15 protein-coding genes are annotated in these 19,505 nt (G+C 72.0%); 7 read left to right on the top strand and 8 right to left on the bottom strand.

Features of this window, described 5'->3' with window-relative positions:
• Window positions 1–107 precede the first annotated feature (107 nt).
• Genes LNK82_RS25850 through LNK82_RS25840 form a run of 3 tightly spaced genes read right to left on the bottom strand, consistent with a single transcriptional unit; the run spans window position 108 to window position 1,402 of the window.
• Entirely contained in the window at window positions 108–533 is a 426-nt protein-coding gene (locus LNK82_RS25850) for a hypothetical protein (protein WP_230569588.1), read from the bottom strand.
• Entirely contained in the window at window positions 526–909 is a 384-nt protein-coding gene (locus LNK82_RS25845) for a hypothetical protein (RefSeq protein ID WP_230569587.1), read from the bottom strand. The genes LNK82_RS25850 and LNK82_RS25845 overlap by 8 nt, the downstream gene beginning before the upstream one ends.
• Before the next feature lie 46 nt (window positions 910–955).
• A complete protein-coding gene (locus LNK82_RS25840; protein WP_230569704.1) occupies window positions 956–1,402 on the bottom strand; it encodes a GNAT family N-acetyltransferase in 447 nt (148 codons plus the stop codon).
• A 112-nt stretch (window positions 1,403–1,514) separates the two neighbouring features.
• Here LNK82_RS25840 and LNK82_RS25835 point away from each other — a divergent pair, with 112 nt between their 5' ends.
• Entirely contained in the window at window positions 1,515–4,775 is a 3,261-nt protein-coding gene (locus LNK82_RS25835) for an NACHT domain-containing protein (protein WP_230569586.1), read from the top strand.
• 113 nt (window positions 4,776–4,888) lie between these two features.
• Here the strand turns inward: LNK82_RS25835 and LNK82_RS25830 are convergent, their stop codons facing one another.
• Complete coding sequence (locus LNK82_RS25830; RefSeq protein ID WP_230569585.1) at window positions 4,889–5,221, bottom strand: amidohydrolase family protein; 333 nt, start codon at window positions 5,219–5,221, stop codon at window positions 4,889–4,891.
• 86 nt (window positions 5,222–5,307) lie between these two features.
• Between LNK82_RS25830 and LNK82_RS25825 the strand changes: the two genes are divergently transcribed.
• Window positions 5,308–5,469 carry a hypothetical protein gene (locus LNK82_RS25825; protein ID WP_230569584.1) on the top strand — a complete coding sequence of 54 codons (162 nt, stop codon included), beginning with the start codon at window positions 5,308–5,310 and terminating at the stop codon, window positions 5,467–5,469.
• Here LNK82_RS25825 and LNK82_RS25820 read toward each other — a convergent pair.
• Window positions 5,466–6,035: a TetR/AcrR family transcriptional regulator gene (locus LNK82_RS25820; RefSeq protein ID WP_230569583.1), complete on the bottom strand. Its 570-nt coding sequence runs from the start codon at window positions 6,033–6,035 to the stop codon at window positions 5,466–5,468. The two genes, LNK82_RS25825 and LNK82_RS25820, sit on opposite strands and share 4 nt — an antisense overlap.
• A 121-nt stretch (window positions 6,036–6,156) precedes the next feature.
• On the opposite strand from LNK82_RS25820, the gene LNK82_RS25815 reads away from it, so the two are divergent.
• Window positions 6,157–6,933: an SDR family NAD(P)-dependent oxidoreductase gene (locus tag LNK82_RS25815; RefSeq protein ID WP_230569582.1), complete on the top strand. Its 777-nt coding sequence runs from the start codon at window positions 6,157–6,159 to the stop codon at window positions 6,931–6,933.
• 3 nt (window positions 6,934–6,936) lie between these two features.
• Here LNK82_RS25815 and LNK82_RS25810 read toward each other — a convergent pair whose 3' ends face one another.
• On the bottom strand, window positions 6,937–9,438 hold the full coding sequence (locus tag LNK82_RS25810) for a hypothetical protein (RefSeq protein ID WP_230569581.1): 2,502 nt from the start codon (window positions 9,436–9,438) through the stop codon (window positions 6,937–6,939).
• A 185-nt stretch (window positions 9,439–9,623) separates the two neighbouring features.
• On the opposite strand from LNK82_RS25810, the gene LNK82_RS25805 reads away from it, so the two are divergent.
• On the top strand, window positions 9,624–11,039 hold the full coding sequence (locus LNK82_RS25805; protein WP_230569580.1) for an aminopeptidase P family protein: 1,416 nt from the start codon (window positions 9,624–9,626) through the stop codon (window positions 11,037–11,039).
• Here LNK82_RS25805 and LNK82_RS25800 read toward each other — a convergent pair whose 3' ends face one another.
• Window positions 11,040–12,305, bottom strand: a complete 1,266-nt coding sequence (locus LNK82_RS25800) for a hemolysin family protein (protein WP_230569579.1) — start codon at window positions 12,303–12,305, stop codon at window positions 11,040–11,042. It abuts the gene before it with no gap.
• A gap of 113 nt (window positions 12,306–12,418) precedes the next feature.
• Here LNK82_RS25800 and LNK82_RS25795 point away from each other — a divergent pair, with 113 nt between their 5' ends.
• From LNK82_RS25795 to LNK82_RS25785, 3 genes are all read left to right on the top strand, one after another.
• Window positions 12,419–13,315, top strand: a complete 897-nt coding sequence (locus tag LNK82_RS25795) for an effector-associated domain 2-containing protein (RefSeq protein ID WP_230569578.1) — start codon at window positions 12,419–12,421, stop codon at window positions 13,313–13,315.
• A gap of 141 nt (window positions 13,316–13,456) precedes the next feature.
• Window positions 13,457–13,630, top strand: a complete 174-nt coding sequence (locus LNK82_RS25790; RefSeq protein WP_230569577.1) for a hypothetical protein — start codon at window positions 13,457–13,459, stop codon at window positions 13,628–13,630.
• A 38-nt stretch (window positions 13,631–13,668) separates the two neighbouring features.
• On the top strand, window positions 13,669–15,486 hold the full coding sequence (locus LNK82_RS25785; RefSeq protein ID WP_230569576.1) for an HEXXH motif domain-containing protein: 1,818 nt from the start codon (window positions 13,669–13,671) through the stop codon (window positions 15,484–15,486).
• On the opposite strand, the gene fxsT is transcribed toward LNK82_RS25785, so the two are convergent.
• A complete protein-coding gene (gene fxsT, locus LNK82_RS25780) occupies window positions 15,483–19,367 on the bottom strand; it encodes an FxSxx-COOH system tetratricopeptide repeat protein (protein WP_230569575.1) in 3,885 nt (1,294 codons plus the stop codon). The two genes, LNK82_RS25785 and fxsT, sit on opposite strands and share 4 nt — an antisense overlap.
• Window positions 19,368–19,505 lie beyond the last annotated feature (138 nt).

The following is a 19,505-nucleotide window of genomic DNA, read 5'->3' as shown; positions in this document are numbered from 1 at the left end:
ACGGCGTGCCCTGCCGGACGCCCTTGGTCTCGGCCGCCGCCACGGACCGGCCGCCGGTTGTGGGGCCCGGCGACCTGAATCAATTACGAGATAGGGGGCGCGGAAGTTCAGCGGGCCCGTTCGGAATACCGCAGTCCGGTGTGGCGCAGCCAGAGCAGACCGAGCAAGGGCAGCACGAGCGGGACGAACCCGTAGCCGCCGCCGAAGTCCGACCACACCGTGGCGTCCGGGAACGCGTCGGCGAACGCCAGGCTCGCCGCGCCGACCACGACCACCCCGACCAGCTCGACACCGCACGCGAGGTAGGCGACCCGCCGTGACACGACGCCGGCCAGCGCGGCGGTGGCCACGACGTAGACGACCGCCGCGAACGCCGAGAGCACGTACGCCAGCGGCGCCTCCTCGAACCGGGTGGCGAGCTGCACCGCGGAGCGGGCGGTGGCGGCGACGGCGAAGATCCCGTAGACCGCGATCAGCATCCGACCCGGACCGGACCGGGTGGTCACCGCCAGCTCGTCGCGCCGCTCACCCATGGGTCGCCCAGAGCTGGTTGAGCCGCAGGATCATCACCGGCACGCTCGAGCACGCCACCGCCAACACCCCGGCGCCCCACCGGGACCGGTCGCCCAGGGCCCAGAACGCGCCGACCGGCAGCACGGCGACCACCGCGATCAGGTAGCCGAAGAACGTGGGCGCGTCCAGACCGGCCCGGTCGGAGCCCAGCACGGCGACCGTCGCGGCCACCGCCTGCACGAGCAACCCGGCTTCGAGCAGCACGACGACCGCGGCGAGGCCGAGGGTGGGCTTGGTGGCGAGCGTGATGGGCCGGTCGGCGACCACCAGCACCAGCGACCACAGGGCCGCGACGAGCGCCACGACCGTCAACGCGGTCGCGAGGACTTGGATCATCAGCACTTCCCGGTCGAGCGGACTTACCGCCGCAACCTACCCGGCGTCACGACAGCGGCAGCTTGAAGCCCTCGTGGGACTGGACGAAGCCGAGGCGGCGGTAGAAGCGGTGCGCGTCCACGCGGGTCTTGTCCGACGTGAACTGCACGACGACGCAACCGCGAGCCCTCGCCTCGTCGACCGCCCACCGCATCAACTGCTCCCCCAGCCCCTGCCCGCGCACCGCGGACGCCACCCGCACGGCCTCGACCTGGGCCCGCGCCGCACCCCTCCGCGACAGGCCGCGCAACACCGTGAGCTGCAGCGTGCCCACGACCTGCCCGTCGCGTTCCGCCACCGCCAGCACCTCGTGCCCGGCCGCGTCGATCGCCTCGAACGCCCGCAGGTAGGGCGCCAGGTCGTCCGGCGACTCGCGTCGCGCGCCCAACTCGTCGTCGGCGAGCAGGGCGACGATGGCGGGGACGTCCTCGGCGGTGGCACGGCGGATGATCACTGGCACGGTCCTCCCCGGTAGCAGGCGACCCCACCTCATCACATGCCCGCGAACCGGTGCGGAGCGTGTGCCGGACGCGATAAACAGGGTGTCGACGGTGGAGGAGGGGTCCGTGGAGCCGGTGGTACTGCGGGTGGGCGGCACGCTGGTCGGGTCGGCGTTGAAGCTGTGGCTGACCCAGCGCACGGGCCGGGCGGAGCGGACCAAGCCGCTGGTGGACCTGATCGGGGCCCGGCTGACCGACGACTTCCAGCGGCGGCGGTTCAACCGCGAGGTCGAGGCCCTGGTGGACGCGGTCGCCGAACGCCTGCTGCCGCTGTGCCGGCAGGAGGTGCCCGGCCTGCCCGAGCACGAACGGCTCGCCGCGATGGCCGAGGTGGTGTCGGCGTTCGAGGGCGCGGACCTGTCCGACGCCGGGCTGTTCGAGGTGGACGTCGACCCGGCGAAGCTGGCCGGTCGGCTGCGCGCCGCGTTACCGGCCGGCGCCGGCCTCGGCGAGGCGGCGTCGTGGTTCCACACCGTCCTGCTGGACGAGTGCTGCGCGTGCTTCATCCAACTCGTCGTGCACCTGACGCCGTTCGCGGCACGGGCGAGCGCCGAACTGCTGGGCCGGGTGTCCGGTCTGTCCGAACAGGTCGGGCAGGTGCTCGCCCGGCTGCCCGCGCCGGCGTTGATGGCGCCGCAGGGCACCGCGAACGACGCCGAGTTCCGCACCCGCTACCTGCGGCTGGTGAGCGAGTCGTTGGACGACATCGAGCTGTTCGGCGTGGACGTGCGCCGCTTCCGGCCCCGGACCACGTTGAGCGTCGCGTACATCAGCCTGTCGGTCACCGGGGCGCAACGGCGCGCGCACGCGGCCGACGAGCTGACGCGGTGGCGCGACGGAACGCACGACGGGCAGGACGGCGCGGTGCGGGTGGAGCGCGCTCTGGCCGCCAACGAACGCATCCTCATCCGGGGCGAGGCGGGTTCGGGCAAGTCGACGTTGTTGCGCTGGCTCGCGATCAACGCGGCACGCGGCGCGTTCCGGGGTGAGCTGGCGGACCTCAACGGCCGCGTGCCGTTCCTGGTCGAGCTGCGTGGTCACGCCGGTCGCGGTCTGCCCGGCCCCGAGGGGTTCGTGGAGGACACCGCGCAGCCGTTGGCCGGGGTGATGCCGCCCGGTTTCGTGCACCGGCAACTGGAGTCCGGGCGCGCGCTGGTGCTCGTGGACGGCGTGGACGAACTGCCGGCGGCCGAACGCGGCCCCGTGCGGGAGTGGTTGAGCAAGCTGAGCCGGGCGTTCCCGGACGTCCGCTGGGTGCTGACCTCACGCCCCGGCGCCGCGACGGCGGGGTGGTTGACGGCGGAGGGCTTCGAGTCCGCGTTCCTGGAGCGGATGAGCGCCGCCGACGTCCGCGCGCTGATCCGCCACTGGCACCGGGCCGCGCGGGACGCGGGCGGGCTGCCGTGCGACGAAGCCGACCTGCCCCGGCACGAGGGCGCGTTGCTCAGCCGGTTGGACGCCAACCCGCACCTGCGCGCGCTGGCCACCAGTCCCCTGCTGTGCGCGATGCTCTGCGCGCTCAACCTCGACCGCCGCACGTTCCTGCCGCGTGACCGCCTGGAGCTGTACCGGACGGCGTTGACGCTGCTGCTGGACCGGCGTGACGCCGAGCGCCACATCCGCGGCGCGACCGAGCTGGCCGGCCAGGACCGCCGTCACCTGCTGCGCCACCTGGCCTGGCGGCTGTCGATCAACGGCCGGTCCGAGCTGAGCCGCGAGGAAGCCGTGCGCCGCCTGGCCGAACGGCTGGCCGCCATGCCGCGCGTGACGCACGACGCGGAGACGGTGCTCGACCACCTCGTCCACCGCAGCGGCGTCGTGCGCGAACCTGTGACCGGCCGGATCGACTTCGTGCACCGCAGCTTCCAGGAGTTCCTGACCGCCGAGGAGGCCGCGGACCAGGGCGACATCGGCCTGCTGGTGCGGCAGGCGCACCTGGACCAGTGGCGCGACATCGTGGTGATGGCCGCCGGTCTCGCGAACGCCCCGCTGCGCGCCGAGCTCCTGTCCGGCCTGCTCGACCGCGCCGACGCCGAGCCGCGGCGACGCCGCCGACTCCACCTGCTGGCCGCCGCGGCGATGGAGGCCGACCCGGCTTTGTCCCCGGACCTGGCCGAACGCGTCGAGCGTTGCCTGGCCGACCTCTTGCCGCCCCGCAGCGTCGTGGAGGCCCGGTCCCTGGCGGCAGGCGGCGAAGCCTTGTTGCCGCGCCTGGGCGTCAACCCGGGGGACCTGTCGGAGGCCGCCGCCGCCGCGACCGTGCGCACCGCCGCGTTGATCAACGGCCCCGACGCCTGGCCGGTCCTCGAACGCTTCGCGCGGGACCCGCGCCACGAGGTCCAGCGCGAGTTGATCAAGGCGTGGCGCTACTTCGACCCGGGCGAGTACGCCGACCGCGTGCTGGCCGACGCACCGCTCCTCGACGGGGAGATCAGGGTGGATGACGAGGTCCTCCTGACCCAGGTCCCGAAGCTGCGCCACCTCGGCGGGCTCCGCGTGGAGTTGGAGAGCATGGCCGACCTGCGCCCCCTCGCCGGCCTGCCGCACCTCACGTCCGCTTCGCTGGGCGGCCGGTTCGACGACCTCGCCCCGCTGCTGGAACACCGGGAACTGCACACGCTCCTGCTCGGCCCGGTCCCGCACGTCCACCTGGAGCCGCTCGCCGGTTTGGCGCTGGAGCGCCTGTACTTCTACCCGCGCGGCGATCAGTCGGTCGACCTGTCCGAACTCCGGGCGCTGCCCCGGCTGTCCGGGCTGGGTGTGAAGAACCTGGCGCCCACTGCCGACCTGGCGCCGCTCACGAGCCTCTCCCGGCTGGAGCAGCTGGCGCTCTACGACTTCCCCGCCGGCCTCGACCCGGCGCCGCTCGGCGAGCTCGAAGCGCTGCGCGACCTCGACCTCGGCCGGCTCGGAGACGGGCGACCGCTGGGGTTCGAAGGCGGGCTGCGAGCGCTCGCCGAGTACGCGCCGCACCTGACGAGCCTCGGGTTCTACCGGGTCGACGGGCTCGACGACCTCGCTGAACTGGCGCACTTCCCCGCGTTGCGGGCGTTGTCGTTGCGCCTGTGCGGGGCGCTCGACCTGTCGAGGCTCGACGCGGTGAGGTCCCTGACCACCCTCCAGATCTCCACGACGGCCCACGCCGAGTACCTCGACCAGATCAGGGGGCTGTCCGGGGTCCAGGTGGTGGAAATCCTGTCCAGCCGGGACGACATCCAGGACATCGACCTGTCCCCGTTGGGCGACCGGCGGATGACGGTCCGCGTCTACGCGAACCGCCACCGAGTCGTGGGAGCGGGCAAGGGGATCAAGGTCGAGCGAATCTGACCCCGCGCCGCCACACGACGGACACCGCGCCGATCGCCGTGATGTCGGTGGTCGGGTCGCCGTCCACCAGCAGCAGGTCCGCGCGCAGGCCGGCGCGACGCGGCCCCGGTCGGTCAGTCCGAAGTGGAGGGCGGTGCGCTGGTCGGCGCGGTGAGGGCTTGTCGCGGGGTCAGGCCGGCCCGGGCGAGCAGTTCCAGTTCCCGGTGCACGGCCACGCCGTGCTCGTGACGCCCACGGGTTCGCGTCGGTGCCCGCGACGATCGGCACGCCGGCCTGGTGCAGCACACGTGCCGCGCGTGCAGGGCGTGCTCGAAGCTGCCGTGCGCCGCGTGGTCGACGGTGGTCGTCCGACCGCTGATGGACTCGAAGTACACGAGTGTGCCGACCACGAAGACACCCCGTTGCGCGACCCAGCCGACCAGGTCGTCGCCGGCGTCGCACCACACGTGCGCCAGGCCGTCGACCCCGCGTCCACCGCGATCCCGACCTCCTTCGCCGTGATGGCGTGGACGATGACCTTCAACCCCCGCTCGTGCGCCATGTCCACCAACGCCTCAACCACCTCCGGCGCGAGGACGGGCAGGTCGGCGCCGTCGTCTCGGGACGCGGCCAGCTCGCGCTGCCGCGCCAGGTTGCCCGGCAGGCAGGCGTCTGCTCGATCACCGACCCGGACAAGCCCACCCGCCCCGCCTAACGCGGCCCGGCGCCGTGCAGGAGGGTGTCGACCACCCGCTGCGCCAGCGCGTCCGGTTCGAGGCCGCTGTCCGGCCCGTGCACCGCCTCGCCGATCAACGCGTAGAACACCCGCCGCGTCCAGTCCAGGTCGGCGGAGGCGTCGAGCAGCCCCTCGTCCCGCGCCCGGCGCAGCAGCACCAGGCAGCGGTCGTCCACCCGGCGCTTGCCCTCGGCGGCGGGCGAGTCGGCGGCGGTGAAGACGACGCCCATCGCGAACGGCCACCCGATCTTGACCCGCAGCACGTTCGCGGTGATCTCGTGCAGCGCGACCAGCGGCGGCGCGGTCTCCGGCCGGCCCGCGTCCATCACCTCGTCCAGCTGCCGCACCACGTCGGCCGTCATCGCCTCCACCAGCGCCTGCCGGTTTACGAACCGCCGGTGCACGGTGGTCCGCGCGACGCCCGCGGCCTCGGCGATCTGCTCCATGGACGCGCCGGGGTTCACCGACAGCAGGCGCTCGGCGGCTTCGAGGATCGTCCGCACGCTGCGTTCGGCATCGGCGCGCAACGGCCGTGTCGCTGCCAAGACTGTCTCCTCCCGTGCACCACCGATGGTACAGCTATCGCATCAAATGGAACATCAGTGTCGCAGCTAGTGGCCTACCTGTGCCTAACATGTCTCACATAACCGAGCCGATGGAGATGACATGGCCCACCGCCCCACCGCCCTCGTCACCGGCGCGTCCGCCGGGCTGGGCGTCGAGTTCGCCGACCGGCTCGCCGCCCGCGGCCACGACCTCGTCCTCGTCGCCCGCTCCGCCGACCGCCTGGACGCCCTCGCCGACCGCCTCCGCCACGAGCACGGCGCCAAGGTCGACGTCGTCGTGCAGGACCTGTCCGCGCCGGACGCGGTCGACTCGGTGGTCGCACGGCTGACCGGCCCCGTCCACACGCTGGTGAACAACGCCGGCTTCGGCACCGCCGGCCGGTTCGAGGAGATCCCCAACGGCCACGACCAGGAGCAGCTGATGGTCAACGTGGTCGCGCTGGTCGGCCTGACCCGCGCGCTCGTGCCGGGGATGCTCGAAGCGGGCTCCGGCGCCGTGGTCAACGTCGGTTCCACGGCCGGGTTCCAGCCCTCGCCGTACTTCGCCACCTACAGCGCGGGCAAGGCGTTCGTGCTGAACTTCAGCCTCGCGCTGCGCCGGGAGTACCGGGACCGGGGCATCAAGGTGCTCGCCCTGTGCCCCGGCCCGACCGAGACCAGCTTCTTCGACCGGGTCACCCCGCGCGCCGCGATCGGCGGTCGGATGATGAGCGCCGAGGCCGTCGTGCGCGCGGCCCTCGACGGGCTGGACCGCGACCGCGCCTACGTCACGCCGGGCCTGCGCAACGCGCTCGGCGCCCACCTCGTCCCGCGCCGCCCGCGCACGATGGTGGCCGCGATCGCCGAACGCGTCACCCGGTCCGTGCTCCAGGGCTGAGGCTCAGGACCCGCCCGACAGCGACAGGTCGCCGATCACCACGGTGGTGCGCACCGGCGCGACGGCCTCCGCCACCCTGGCCACCACCTCGTCGAACACCGGGTCGTCGTAGTAGTCGCTGTGCCCGCGCAACGGCGAGGCGACCATGTCCGGGTCCGGGTCGAGGAACTCCGGGTCACGCAGCCGCACGTCGTTGCCGCAGCGCACGCCCCACAGCTTGGGCCCCGCGAACACCTGCTCCTCGGCCGTCTCCGGCCACACCTGCACCGGCCCGCCCAACGGGTCGGTGAGCCGGTGCACGTTCCACCAGCGGTCGCCGAGCTCGTCGTGCAGGCCGACGAGCTCGGCGTGGCCGAGGTAGTGCGGGAACAGCCGCGAGTACGCCCACTGCAACTGCGAGCCGTACGTGACGAGGCCGACCCGGCGCAGCGCGGCGACCGCGTCGGCCTGTCGGATGTACCGCTCGCCGTCGGCCGGGTCGGGTCGCTCGCTCTCCCGGCGCAGCAACGACAACGCGGCGAAGCACACCACGCTGCCCTGGCTGTGCCCCGACAGCACGACCGCGCCCACGTCGTGGTGCCCGGCCAGCCGGACCGCCCGGGAGGTGAGCTCGATGGTGGCGCGACCGCCGTAGGGCGGCGGGCAGATCGGGTGCGCCAACCTCGGCCAGAACGCCACCAGGTCCCACACGATGCCGACCGCCGTGCGCATCCGCGGGCTCTGCCACGTCCGCACGCCCAACAACAACAAGACCAGCACGAGCCCGGACACCACCAGGCTGCCCAACGCGCCCAGCTCCTGCGCCGGGACGGTCGACAGCCAGTCGGCCAGGCCCGGCGGCGGGGCGGCCCGCCAGTCCGGGTGCGCGAGCCGGGCCAGCGCGAGCCCGCCACCCGCCGCCACCAGCACACCACCCAGCAACGCGATCGCGCCGAGCAGCCAGTGGTAGCGGTACTTCGCCGAGGCCAACCGCTGGTTGAACGCCACCTTGCCGATGCCCGGCCGGTCCGCGCGCCCGGGGTAGTCGGTCACGACGCCCTCGCGGACCTCGACGCCGTTCGCGTGGCGCGCCCAGGACACCGCGCCGACCGCGTACAGCAGACCGGCCGCGACCGCGGCGGCCCAGAACGCCCAGCCCGGCATCGGCGTCCACCGCAACACCACCGCCACCGCCGCGGCGGCCGAACCCGCCGCGAGCACCAGCGCGCTCGACACCTGCCGCACCATCGCCGCCACGATCGGCGCCACCAGCAGCGGGAACGCGATCGCCAGCACGCCCCACAGCCCCGCGCCGACCAGGTAGCTCGTGCTCAGCACCAGCCCCTGGCGCCCCGCCTCCGGCACCGGGTCGCCGATCCAGTCCACCACCCGGTACGCCAGCCCACCGCTGAACCCGACCGCCAACGTGGTGGCGACCGCCGCGATCACCACGGCCGCGTAGCCGTGCCACATCGGCCGGAACCGCTTGTCCGCCACCATCAGCTCGACACCGCGCGCGGAGTGCCGCAGGCGCACGCACGCCCCCAGCAGCACGACCAGCAGCAGCATCGCCGAGGCCGCCAGGATGTTCGTGACCGACTCGAACCCCGCCAACGGCGTCACCGACCCGGACGCGCCGGTCGGCACCCGCCACAGGAACGCCGTCGCCAACCCCGCCGCGAGCAGCAGGTACGCCGCCGACACCCACTTGAGCGCCCGCGAGTTCACCTCCCGCCGGTCCGGCGACATCACCACGCACCCGATGGCCCACGCCAGCACCACCACGCCCAGCCCGACCACCGTCCACGACAGCACGTCCGACGGCCGATCGGGTTGCGAGGTCCGCAACGCGCCCGCGTACAGCACCCCCACCACCACGCACGCCGCCGCCACGTGCGCGTCACGCAGCACTGGCGTGCGCGGCGACGTGTGCCAGAACGCGTAGTCGCCCAGGCTGCCCGTGCGGGTCTCCCACGCGTGGTGCGTGCCCTTGGGCTCGTAGAGGAACGTCTGCCGGCCGAACCACCACAGCACGGTGATCACCAGCCCCGGCGGGACCGCGCCGACCAGCAGCATCGCCCCGAACGGCCAGCCGTCGAAGAACGCCAGGTGCTCCGACCGGCACGCCGCCGTGCCCGCGCACTGCCGCACCAGCAGCTCCAGCGACACGTACGCGGTGGCCGCCACCAGCATGCCCGTCAGCACCAGGCCGAGCAGCCGCAACACCGCCTCGGCGAACCGGCCCGCGCCGAGCAGCGTGTACCGGGCCAGGTTGAGGATCGCGAACGGGATCAGCACCAGCCACAGCGCCCGGCTCGCGCCGCCCGAGGTGAACCGGCCCCAGTGGAACGCCTCCACGGTCCGCGTCCGCCCGCTGGACGGCGCCCGCGCCGGCTTGGCCGCCCGCAGGAACCGCGCGACGTCGTCACCGGCCACCGGGGTCGGGAACGGGTCACCCAGCATCGCTTCCGGCGGGGTGCCGGACACGCCGTGCACCCGCAGTTCGACGACGTCCTCGGGACGCATGCGTTTCCCCTGCCGTAGGTAGCCGTGAGCTGTTACCTACCGGATCGCCCACGCGTGGTAGGCCGTTTCAGCACAGGAGACACCCGGTTGGGCGATGCACCGGCTGGTGAGAGCATCCTGGGTGACGCCCGGTCGCCGATCGCGATCGGGCGTGCTCACGGCCCCGACCCGAAAGGCTGCCCACGGTGACCAAACCCGCCCGCCGCGACCCGAGCAAGCTCGTCGACGCCTCCGGGTTCCGCGAGTTCGTCCAGCACGGCTGGGGCCCGGCCGACCGCGCCGCCCGGGTCGCGCCCGGAGCCGCGCGGGCCGCCGCCGCGCACCGCGACCGGCTCAGCGCCGCGTTGCCCGGCGCGCGCATCGCGGTGGCCGCCGGCTGGGCGCCGGTGCGGTCCAACGACACCGACCACGGCTTCCGGCCCGACAGCGATTTCTCCTGGTTGACGGGCTGCGCCGCAGAGGGCGCGGTGCTGGTGATGCACCCGGTCGCCGGCGGTCACGACGCGGAGCTGTTCCTGCGCCCGCCGGCCGGTCCGGACGAGCCGGACTTCTTCGCCAACGCCCGCGACGGCGAGCTGTGGATCGGCCCGGTGCCCGGCCTCGCCGAGTGGGGCGAGGCGCTCGGCGTGCGCTGCCGCCCGCTGCACGAGCTGCCGTCGGCGCTGCGCGGCAGGCTGCCCGCCGTGCACGCGACGACCGGCGTGGACCCGCTGCTGGACGCGTTGGCGGGCGGCGACCACACCGCCGAGCTGCGCACCGCGCTGGCCGAGCTGCGCCGGATCAAGGACGACTGGGAGGTCGGCCAGCTCCAGGCCGCCGTGGACGCCACGATCCTCGGTTTCGCCGACGTCGCCGCCGAGCTGGGAGCGGCCGTCAAGGGCGGTGGCGAGCGGTGGTTGCAGGGCACGTTCGACCGGCGCGCCCGCACCGCGGGCAACGGCCCGGGTTACGCCTCGATCGTGGCCGCCGGGCCGCACGCGCCGGTGCTGCACTGGGTGCGCAACGACGGTCCCGTGCCCGAGGACGCCGTGCTGCTGCTGGACGCGGGCGTCGAGCTGGACACCCTCTACACCGCCGACATCACCCGGACGTTGCCGGTGTCGGGCTCGTACAGCCCCGCGCAGCGGCAGGTGCACGAGCTGATCGAGCGCGCGTCGGTGGCGGCGCTGGCGGTCGTGCGGCCGGGCGCGGCGTACCGGGACTTCCACCAGGAGGCCATGCGGGTGCTCGCCGAGGGCCTGCACGACTGGGGCCTGCTGCCCGTGTCGGTCGAGGAGTCGCTCGACCCGGACGGCCAGCACCACCGCCGCTACATCACGTGCGGCGTCGGCCACTTCCTCGGCCTGGACGTGCACGACTGCGCCAACTCCAGCCCGGCCGCCTACCACGAGGGCACGCTGGAGGTCGGCATGGCGCTGGCCGTCGAGCCCGGCCTGTACTTCCACCCCAACGACGAGACGGTGCCGCCGGAGCTGCGCGGCATCGGCGTGCGGCTGGAGGAGAACGTCGTGGTGACCCGGGAGGGCAACCGGGTGCTGTCCTCCGCGCTTCCCAACGACGTGGCCGGGCTGGAGGCGTGGGTCGCGGCGGCGGGCCGGTAGTCAGCGCCGGCGCAGCCGCACGGACGTGATGGCGTGGTGCTCGACCTTCAGCACCTCGATGGACCAGCCGGGGATCGTGATCCGGTCGCCGGGGCCCTCGGGGATGCGGCCGAGCACCACCAGCACCAGGCCCGCGACGGTGGCGTAGTCGCCCTCGGGCGGGTCGGCCAGCTCGACGCCCAGGTCGACCAGGTCGTGGATGGGGAACGTGCCGGGCAGGACGAGCGAGCCGTCCGCGCCGCTGCGGACGGCCATCACGTCGCGGTCGGTCTCGTCCAGGATCTCGCCGACGATCTCCTCCAGCAGGTCCTCCAGCGTGATGATGCCGTCGACCGCGCCGTGCTCGTCCACGACCAGGCCGAGCTGCTCGCGCTCGGCCTTGAACCGGCGCAGCGCGTCGGACACCCGGACCGAGTCGGGGAAGACCATCGGCGTGCGGGCCACGTCGACCAGCTTGGCGTCGTCGTCGAGCAGGTCTCGCAAGTGCACGACGCCCACGACGTCGTCCAGGTGACCGCCGCGCGCGACGGGTGCGCGCGAGTGGCCCGAGGCGGCCAGCTCGGCGCGGGCGGACGGCACGTCCGTTTCCGCGGCCAACGTGACCACCGACCGGCGCGGCACCAGGACCTCGCGCAGCCGGCGCTCGCTGATCTCCAGGGCGCCGGTGATGATCATGCGCTGCTCGGCGTTGAGGCCGCGCTGGGCGGAGACCAGCTCGCGCAGCTCCTCGGCCGACATCTGCTCGGACTCCGGTTCCGGTTTGCCGCCGAACAGCCGGACCACGAGGTTCGTCGACGCGCTCAACGCCCACACCGCGGGCCGTGAGGCGGCCGACAGCACGTGCAGCGGCCGTGCCACGAGCAACGCCCAGCGCATGGCGTACTGCATCGCCAGCCGCTTGGGCGCCAGCTCGCCGAACACCAGGGTCAGGAACGTCAGCACCACCGTGACCAGCGCGATCGCCACCGGGTTCGCCGCGCCGCCGAGGAACGACAGCGCCGGCACCAGGGGTTCGGCCAGCGACACCGCCGCCGTCGCCGAGGCCAGGAACCCGGCCAGCGTGATGCCGATCTGGATGGTGGCCAGGAACCGGTTCGGGTCGCGCGCCAGCCTCACCAGCGTCTTCGCGGACGCCCGGTCGTCACGCTCCAACGCCCGCAGCTGCCCCTCGCGCAGGCTGATCAGCGCCATCTCGCTGCCCGCGAACACCGCGTTCAGCAACACCAGCACCGCGACCAGCGCGACCGTCCACCCGTACCCGTCCACACCCGACTCCATACCCGATCCGGGCCGTCCCGCAACCGGGGTGTTGGTCATTTCGAGTGGAGCGGCTGCCACGCCACCCCTCGGCTGGACTACAACAAGCATGGGGAGGTCACATGGAGTCTGCCGCGGTGCACCACTCGTTCGTCGTCGTGGACGTGGAGTCCTACGGCGATCCGGCGCGGACGTCACCTCACCGCACCGCCGTGCGCAACGGCATGTACCAGGTGCTGATGAGCGCGTTCGCCGACTGCGACCTGCCCTGGGACGACAAGTCGGTGGACGACGCGGGCGACAGCCTGATGGTGCTGGTGCCCGCCGACGTGCCCAAGTCCGTGCTGGTCGAACGGCTGCCGGAGCGCGTCGTCGCCGCGCTGCGCAGGCACAACCACACCCACGCGCACGAAGCGCGGTTGGGGATGAGGATGGCCGTGCACGCCGGCGAGGTCCACTTCGACGAGCGCGGCAAGACGAGCGAAGAGATGATCTTCACCTACCGGATCCTCGACGCACCGGCCGCCAAGCAGGCCCTCAAGACCTCGACCGCCACCCTGGTCCTGGTCGTCTCCGACCACTTCTACCGCTCCGTGGTCCACCACGACGCGGCCACCAGGCCCGACGACTACGTGGCGGCGCAGGCCAAGGTGAAGGAGGTGGACGCGCACGTCTGGGTCCGCCTGGTCGACGGTCACCCGATCGAGACCACACGCCCCGCCGCCCGCACCCGGAGCCTGACCCTGGCCGAACTCGGCCCGGTCATCGAGGTCATGCTGCGCACCCCCGGCTTCGACACCCGCGAGGGACGCGACCTCGTGCTGCGCGAGGTGCCCTTCGCCGCCTCCATCACCCGCCACAACGCCGACCGCCCGGACACGGTCAGCATCGTCCGGACGTGCGCGCACTACCCGGGTGGCCTCGAAGCACTGCTGGCCGCGATCCGCTTCTACGCCGCCGGTTCCACCGAAATGGCCGAACTCGACACCCTGTTGGCCGAACGGGTCAGTGGCGTTTAGTTGCCCCTCACGGCGCCGAATACCGCCATACGCACCACTTCCGCTCTGTTTCCAGGACATTACACTGGGTCATGCCATCGAAGGTGAATCCCCACCGCGCGGGGGCGCCGTTGCCCGGTGGCCAACTCGGGAGGCCCGCTAGTGGATGAATCGGCGATGCGGATCGACTCCGACCTGGTCGACTTGACGAACGTTTCCCTCGAAACGTTGGACACATTCGACGACGAGATCCTGGCAGTGTCGACGGACCGCCTCCTCAGACAGGTGGACCACGCCGGCAGCAGCGTAGGCGGCGGTTCGGAAGGCGGCTCCTGACCGACGGACCCGGCACCATGACGAGGGGCGACCACGAGGTGGCAGGCTGCAACTCCGCGCACGGGTTATCGCTGCCCCACCACGGCATGTCTCTGGCCCAGTTCGACGCCATGGCGTCCGAAAGGACCGACGGCGGCACCTCGGCGCTACTGCACCACGTCGAGCGGACACGGCGACTACTCGCCTTGCGCCTGGTGTTGCACCACGCCCGCCACCACCACGCCTCACAAAACCCGTTGCCACCCGTGGACGAGGCGTGGGAACTCCTGATCACCGCCGAGCGCGCCGACCCTGAAGCGGTGGCCGCCCTGCTGTCACGTCCGCAGGTCGGCCTGTGGCTGGCGCACGTCCTGCGGCGCCTCCGGAACAAGGTCACCGACACCGCGCCGGTGTGGTTCCACCTCGGCCAATTGCACCTGTTGGCCGCCGCGGGGGGCTTGTCCGCAAAACTGCGATTTGCGATTCCTATTCCGCTGTGGAATGGAATCGGCGTGCTTCCCGGCCTGGGTTCCGTGCGAGTGCCCGAGGCGGCCGAATGGGGTCATGGCACGTTGGTCGCGAATGCGACGGGGTTGACGGTGAAAACCAGCGACGGCACGGCCCACCCGGTCGAATGTGAGCCGATCCGCCTTCTCGGGGACGAGGCGGGTTCCGTCGCGCCGCGCATCCACCTGGACGACACCGGACCGTACCGGGGATTGGAGGTCCCCGAGCATCCCGACCCATTGTCGGAATCATCGGCGACGCGGTGGAACAAGGTCTTCGCCGAGGCGTGGACGATCCTGGAGCAGAACCACCCGCACCGCGCACGGGAACTCTCCAGCGGCCTGTCGGTGATCACACCGCGACCCGCGGCCCACCGCTTCCGACCGTACAGCGGGTCGGTCGGCGAAGGGTACGGCGCCGCGATCATCTCCGAACCGCACGACGCGGCACAGCTGGCCGTGACGATGGTGCACGAGTACCAGCACAGCAAGCTGAACGCGATCAGCCATCTGACACCTCTGGTCCACGAGGGCCCGCCGGCCACCTGCTACGCGCCGTGGCGCGACGACCCACGTCCGGTATCCGGTCTGTACCAAGGGGTGAACGCCTTCCTCGCTGTCGCGGAGTTCTGGGTGAGGCAACGCGAGCACCTGAGCGGTTCACACGCCGCTCTGGCGCACTTCGAGTTCGCCCTCGTTCGCACTCAGGTGACCGAAGCGCTTCACGCGCTACGCCGGCACCCGTCGCTGACCGATCTCGGACGGAGGTTCGCCGCTCGCCTGGCGGAGCGGCTGGAGCCTCTGGACAAGGCCGCGGTGCCCGCCGAACTGCGCGCAGCCGCAGAGGCAGCAGCACTGGACCACCGCACGGCCTGGCGCGCCACGCACCTGCACCCGGTGCGAGCACAGGTGCTGGAGTGCGCCCAGCGATGGCACGCGGGAGAGCCGGCGCCGCCCTTGGAAACCCACTCCCCCGTGGTGGCCGCCGCCACACCTCCCAGGCTGGATGCCAAGGCCATCCTCACCCGCATCCTCCTGGCGGGCCGAGCGGAGCTCGACGCGTTGCGGTTCGACCCTCCCGGTCACGTCCACAAGATCACCGAAGACGTGACCGAGGCGGATTTCGCCCTCGTCACAGGAGACTACAAACGGGCGCACGCGCTGTACTCGACCGAACTCACCGGGGGCTCGGACCGGCCCGGCGCGTGGTCCGGCTTCGGGATCGCGGTGCGCGAACTGTCGCCTGGTCCGGCGTCGCGGGCGTTGCTCGAACGCCCGCACCTCGTCCGCGCCGTGCGGAGGAGGATCGCCGCCACCGGCGAGACGCCCGACGTGGAGCGCCTCGCCGAGTGGCTGGGGCCGGTTGGTTAGAGCGGCATCGGGTCGATGTCGCAGTTCGCCCGCGCCCGGGGGTCGCTCAACTCGGACACCGCAGGATGGTGCTGCCCGAGCCGTTCACGCAGGGCGGCCACCGCTCGCAGGTGGAGTTGGTCCGCCTCGTCGGTGCGCCCGAGCGAACGCACGTCCTGAGCGAGGTTCACCTGGCAAGCCAGCGCGGTGGGGTGGTCGGCGCCGAAGACCGCTGTCACCCGGCGCAGGATCTCGACATCGGCGTCGTGGGCGCCTTGCACGTCGCCCAACGCGTGCAGGTCACTGGCCAGGTTGATCCCGGTGATCAACGTGGACGGGTGGTCATCACCCAGTCGGGTGTGGAAGCCCGCCAAGGTCGCCTGGTTGAGGTCGCGGGCACCTTCGAAGTCGCCCTTCAAGCGGCGGAGGATCGCCACGTTCACGGCCGCGGACAGGGTGTGGGGGTGATCGGCTCCCAACGTCTTGGCATAGCGGGTCAGCGTGTTCTGCGCGAGCTGCGCGGCCGTTTCATGGCGACCCAAGTGCCTCAGCTCGACGGAACGGGCCAACGCGGCGGCGAGCACGTCGGGGTGGTCGAGGTTGTACCGCCGCCGCAAACCCTCGAACGCCGTCTCCGCAGCGCGCATCGCGCCCTCGTGGTCACCCGCCTTGCTGCGCATCACAGCCAAGTGCCGCACGGCGCGGAGCCACGCCGGGTTCAGCGGTCGTCCCTCGCTACGCCGTTCGTAGATGCGCACGATTTCTTCCTGCTCGGCGGCGGCCTCCCGGTAGTGGCCGAGTTCCCTCTTGTCGAGGACGAGGCCGACCTGGGTGTTGAGCGGTACCTCGTGCTCCTGGCCGTAGATCTGCACCCTCCGGTCCCAGGTGTCGGCGTCGAGCGTGGCGGCGGAGGCGAAGTCACCCATGAGGCGGAAGTTCACACCCAGGTTGTGCGCCGCGCCATGGGTCACCGGATCCTCGTCGCCGAGATAGCGCACGCAGATGTCGTAGTTGCGCTTCGACAGCTCCAGCGCACCGACGAAGTCGCCCTCCGCCCGCTTGTCCGACGCGACCTGGCCCACGGCCACGATGGTTGCCTCGTGCTCCTCACCGTAAACGCGGCGATGCCGGTCCAGCAGTTCCAGGTTGAACGGGGTCGCCTCGGCGTACCGGCCCTCCACCCAGAGCATGAAGCCGTACCAACGGCCCATCCGCAGGGTCTCCGGGTGGTCCTCCCCCAACCGCTCCACCCAGTTCTTGTACATCCGCTCGGACAGCTCGGCGCTGCGCTTGTGCTCGCCCCACCGGTAGAGGAACTGGACCTGGTTGTGGAGCAGCGACCGGACCGACTCGGCATCGCTCTCGTAGGCGTTCGAGGCGGCCAGGTGCGCGCTCAGGTCGACGTAGGTCGGCCAGTTGTCGGGCTCTTCCGGCGCCTCCGGGTCGTTCTCACCCAGGATCAGGTGCGCCGCGTTGCGCATGACCGCGCGGTCGCCCTCGTTCATCTGGCTGATGAGCACGGCTTGGACGAGGCGGTGCAGCTCGATGGAGTTCGTGCGGTGGTCGACGCGCACCAACGCGAAGCGGTTGATGTCGCGGATGGCCTCGTTGAGCCGCAAGCGGTCGCGCAGGACCCGGGACAGCTCGGGCGGCACACCGGTGATGTTGCGGCTGTAGCTGAACATCGTGCGGTTGATCGGCTCCGGCGACAGGAAGGCGCACACCTGCAGCAACCGCAGCGCCGACGGGTTCTTGCGCTTGAGCTCGTTGAGCGACAGGTCCCACATCGCCGCCACCGACTCGGGGTAGTCGAGGGTCGTGGTGACGTTGAGCAGTTCCAGCTGCTTCTCGGCCAGCAGTTCCAGGTACTCGTCGGCGGGCATGCCCGTCTCCACGCGCCACGCCGCCGCCTGCGCGATGGCGAGCGGCAGGTCGCCCAACGCCTCGGCCAGGCGACCGGCGTCCTCCTCGCTGAGTTCGGGGTCACGTCGGCGCAACAGCTGAACGCTCTCGGAGCGCTGGAACACGTTGACCTCGAGCGGGCGGGCGACGCTCAACCACTGGGAATTGCGCGAGGTGACCAGGATGCGTCCCGTGCCGCCGGTGGGCAGGTACTCCTGCACGGCGTCGGGGCTGTCGGCGTTGTCGAAGATGAGCAGCCAGTTGGTCGGGACCTTGGCGTGGTTGCCGCTGCGCAGGGCGTCGAGCACCTGCTGGACCGCCACGTTCGATTCGGCGCCGCCTTCGAGGCCCAGGCGTTGTCCCAGTTCCACCAACGAGTTGACGATCTTGACCGACCGCTCGGCGGGCACCCACCAGATCAGGTCGAAGTTCGCGCGGTTGCGGTAGGCGTACTCGATGGCCAGGTGAGACTTGCCCACCCCGCCCATGCCGTGCAGCGTTTCGGGCAGCACGGCCGCGGTCCCGCCCCGGACCAGACGCCGTTCGAGCTCTTGGAGGAGGTCCGCCCGCCCGGTGAAGTTGACGTTCCTCGGTGGCACTCCGCCGAAGACGGGCGATGCGAGAGTCCTTCTCCTTTCTTCCTGCTCGACGGCAGTCACCTCTAATCCTCCCGCATTTCGATCGACGTCGACCGTGTCCTCACGAACACGTGTTCGGTCATGCTCGTCAGCGTGTATAACCGCGCGCGCCTCATCATTCCCGACGGCCGACGGCGGCTCTACTCCGGGGTGCTCTTGCGGCGTGGAATAGCGGTGGAGGTGAACCCCTGACCAGGCCCCCAGCACCGCTCGCTCGGCTTCGGCCACGTGCGGCGACGCGACAATGGGCGAAGTGACCGATACCGGCTCGTCGTCCAGCGACCATTCGAACCCCGCCACCACCGGCCGGCGTTCATCCAGGTAATGGCGGACCACCTTGCGCACCCGCTCGGTGTCGACACGACGGCCGTGCGCGAGCAGTTCCTCCCGAATGCCCTCCCGCACGAACCTGAAGACCACTCGATTCTCGCGGTCGTCGGACCCGCGCGGCACGATCGCCACCAGCGGGCCGCCGAGGAATTCCGACAGGGCCGGGCGGCCCGCCTCCGGGTGCAGCAGCTCGAGGATGCGAACGAGGAGGGGCAGTTCCAGGGGCGCGACGGCGCAGTGGACGGCGAGGTCGAACACGACCTTCGAGGCGGTCGAGCGGTACGCGGCGACGAGTTCCGCGGCGCTGAAGGTCACATCATCCGAGTGGTCCGGCACCGCCCCGGGCGCCAGGTCCGACCCGACCGGCACGAGGGCCGCGCCCAGGTTCGCCCACCCGGCGGCCGCGGCGAGGGTGGCCCACTCGCGCAGACCCGCCGGGGCCAGTTCGACGAACGACACCGGGACCACGTCACCGAGGTCGTCGTAGAGGCCGGGCACGTCGACCTGCGGCTCCCACTCGTAGAAGTGGTTCGGCGCGCCCGGCTCGGACGCCCGCAGGCGCAGTCGGTGCAGGTCGAGGCCGGTGCGGCAGGCGGTCCACCACGACAGCGGGCTGACCACGGCCACCGAGTGCGCGGCGCCCAGCTCGCGCAGCGACGTCCAGGCGCCACCCGACCGCCAGGCCGGGTCGACGGCGTCGGTCAGCGCGAGCAGCAGACGCCGCCCGGAACCGACCATGTCCGGCGGGCTCGCCCCGCCGGAGCCGCGCAGCACCGCCCGACCGCCGTCGTCGACGCCGAGGGCGCACACGGTGACCTCACCGAAAACCCCGGATTCGACGAGAGCACGGGTGAAGGACTCGACAGTCGACCCCCAGATCGACATCGCCGGACCGTCATCGACCGCGACCACGAGGTCGCGGGACTGGCCGACGAGGGGCGCGAGCACGTCCCGCAGCGCCTCCGCCGTCCACTCGTGGGCGTCCGGACCTGCGGTCACACCCGCGACACCGTCCTCAGGGTCGACGCGCACCGTCACATCCTTCCGGTGCGGGCACGACACCCGGGTTCGGATCGATGAGCCGATTCAATGCCAGTGCGCCCGGAATCAGGGAACCATGGCTTGGGCACCACCTTAGCGCCCCATCGCGGCATCAGTGCGCGTTGACGA

Source organism: Saccharothrix luteola (assembly GCF_020859565.1).
In the GTDB taxonomy this organism is placed as follows: Bacteria; Actinomycetota; Actinomycetes; order Mycobacteriales; family Pseudonocardiaceae; genus Actinosynnema; species Actinosynnema luteola.
The sequence above is the reverse complement of the archived record's forward strand: the minus strand, read 5'-3'. Positions and strand labels throughout refer to the sequence as shown.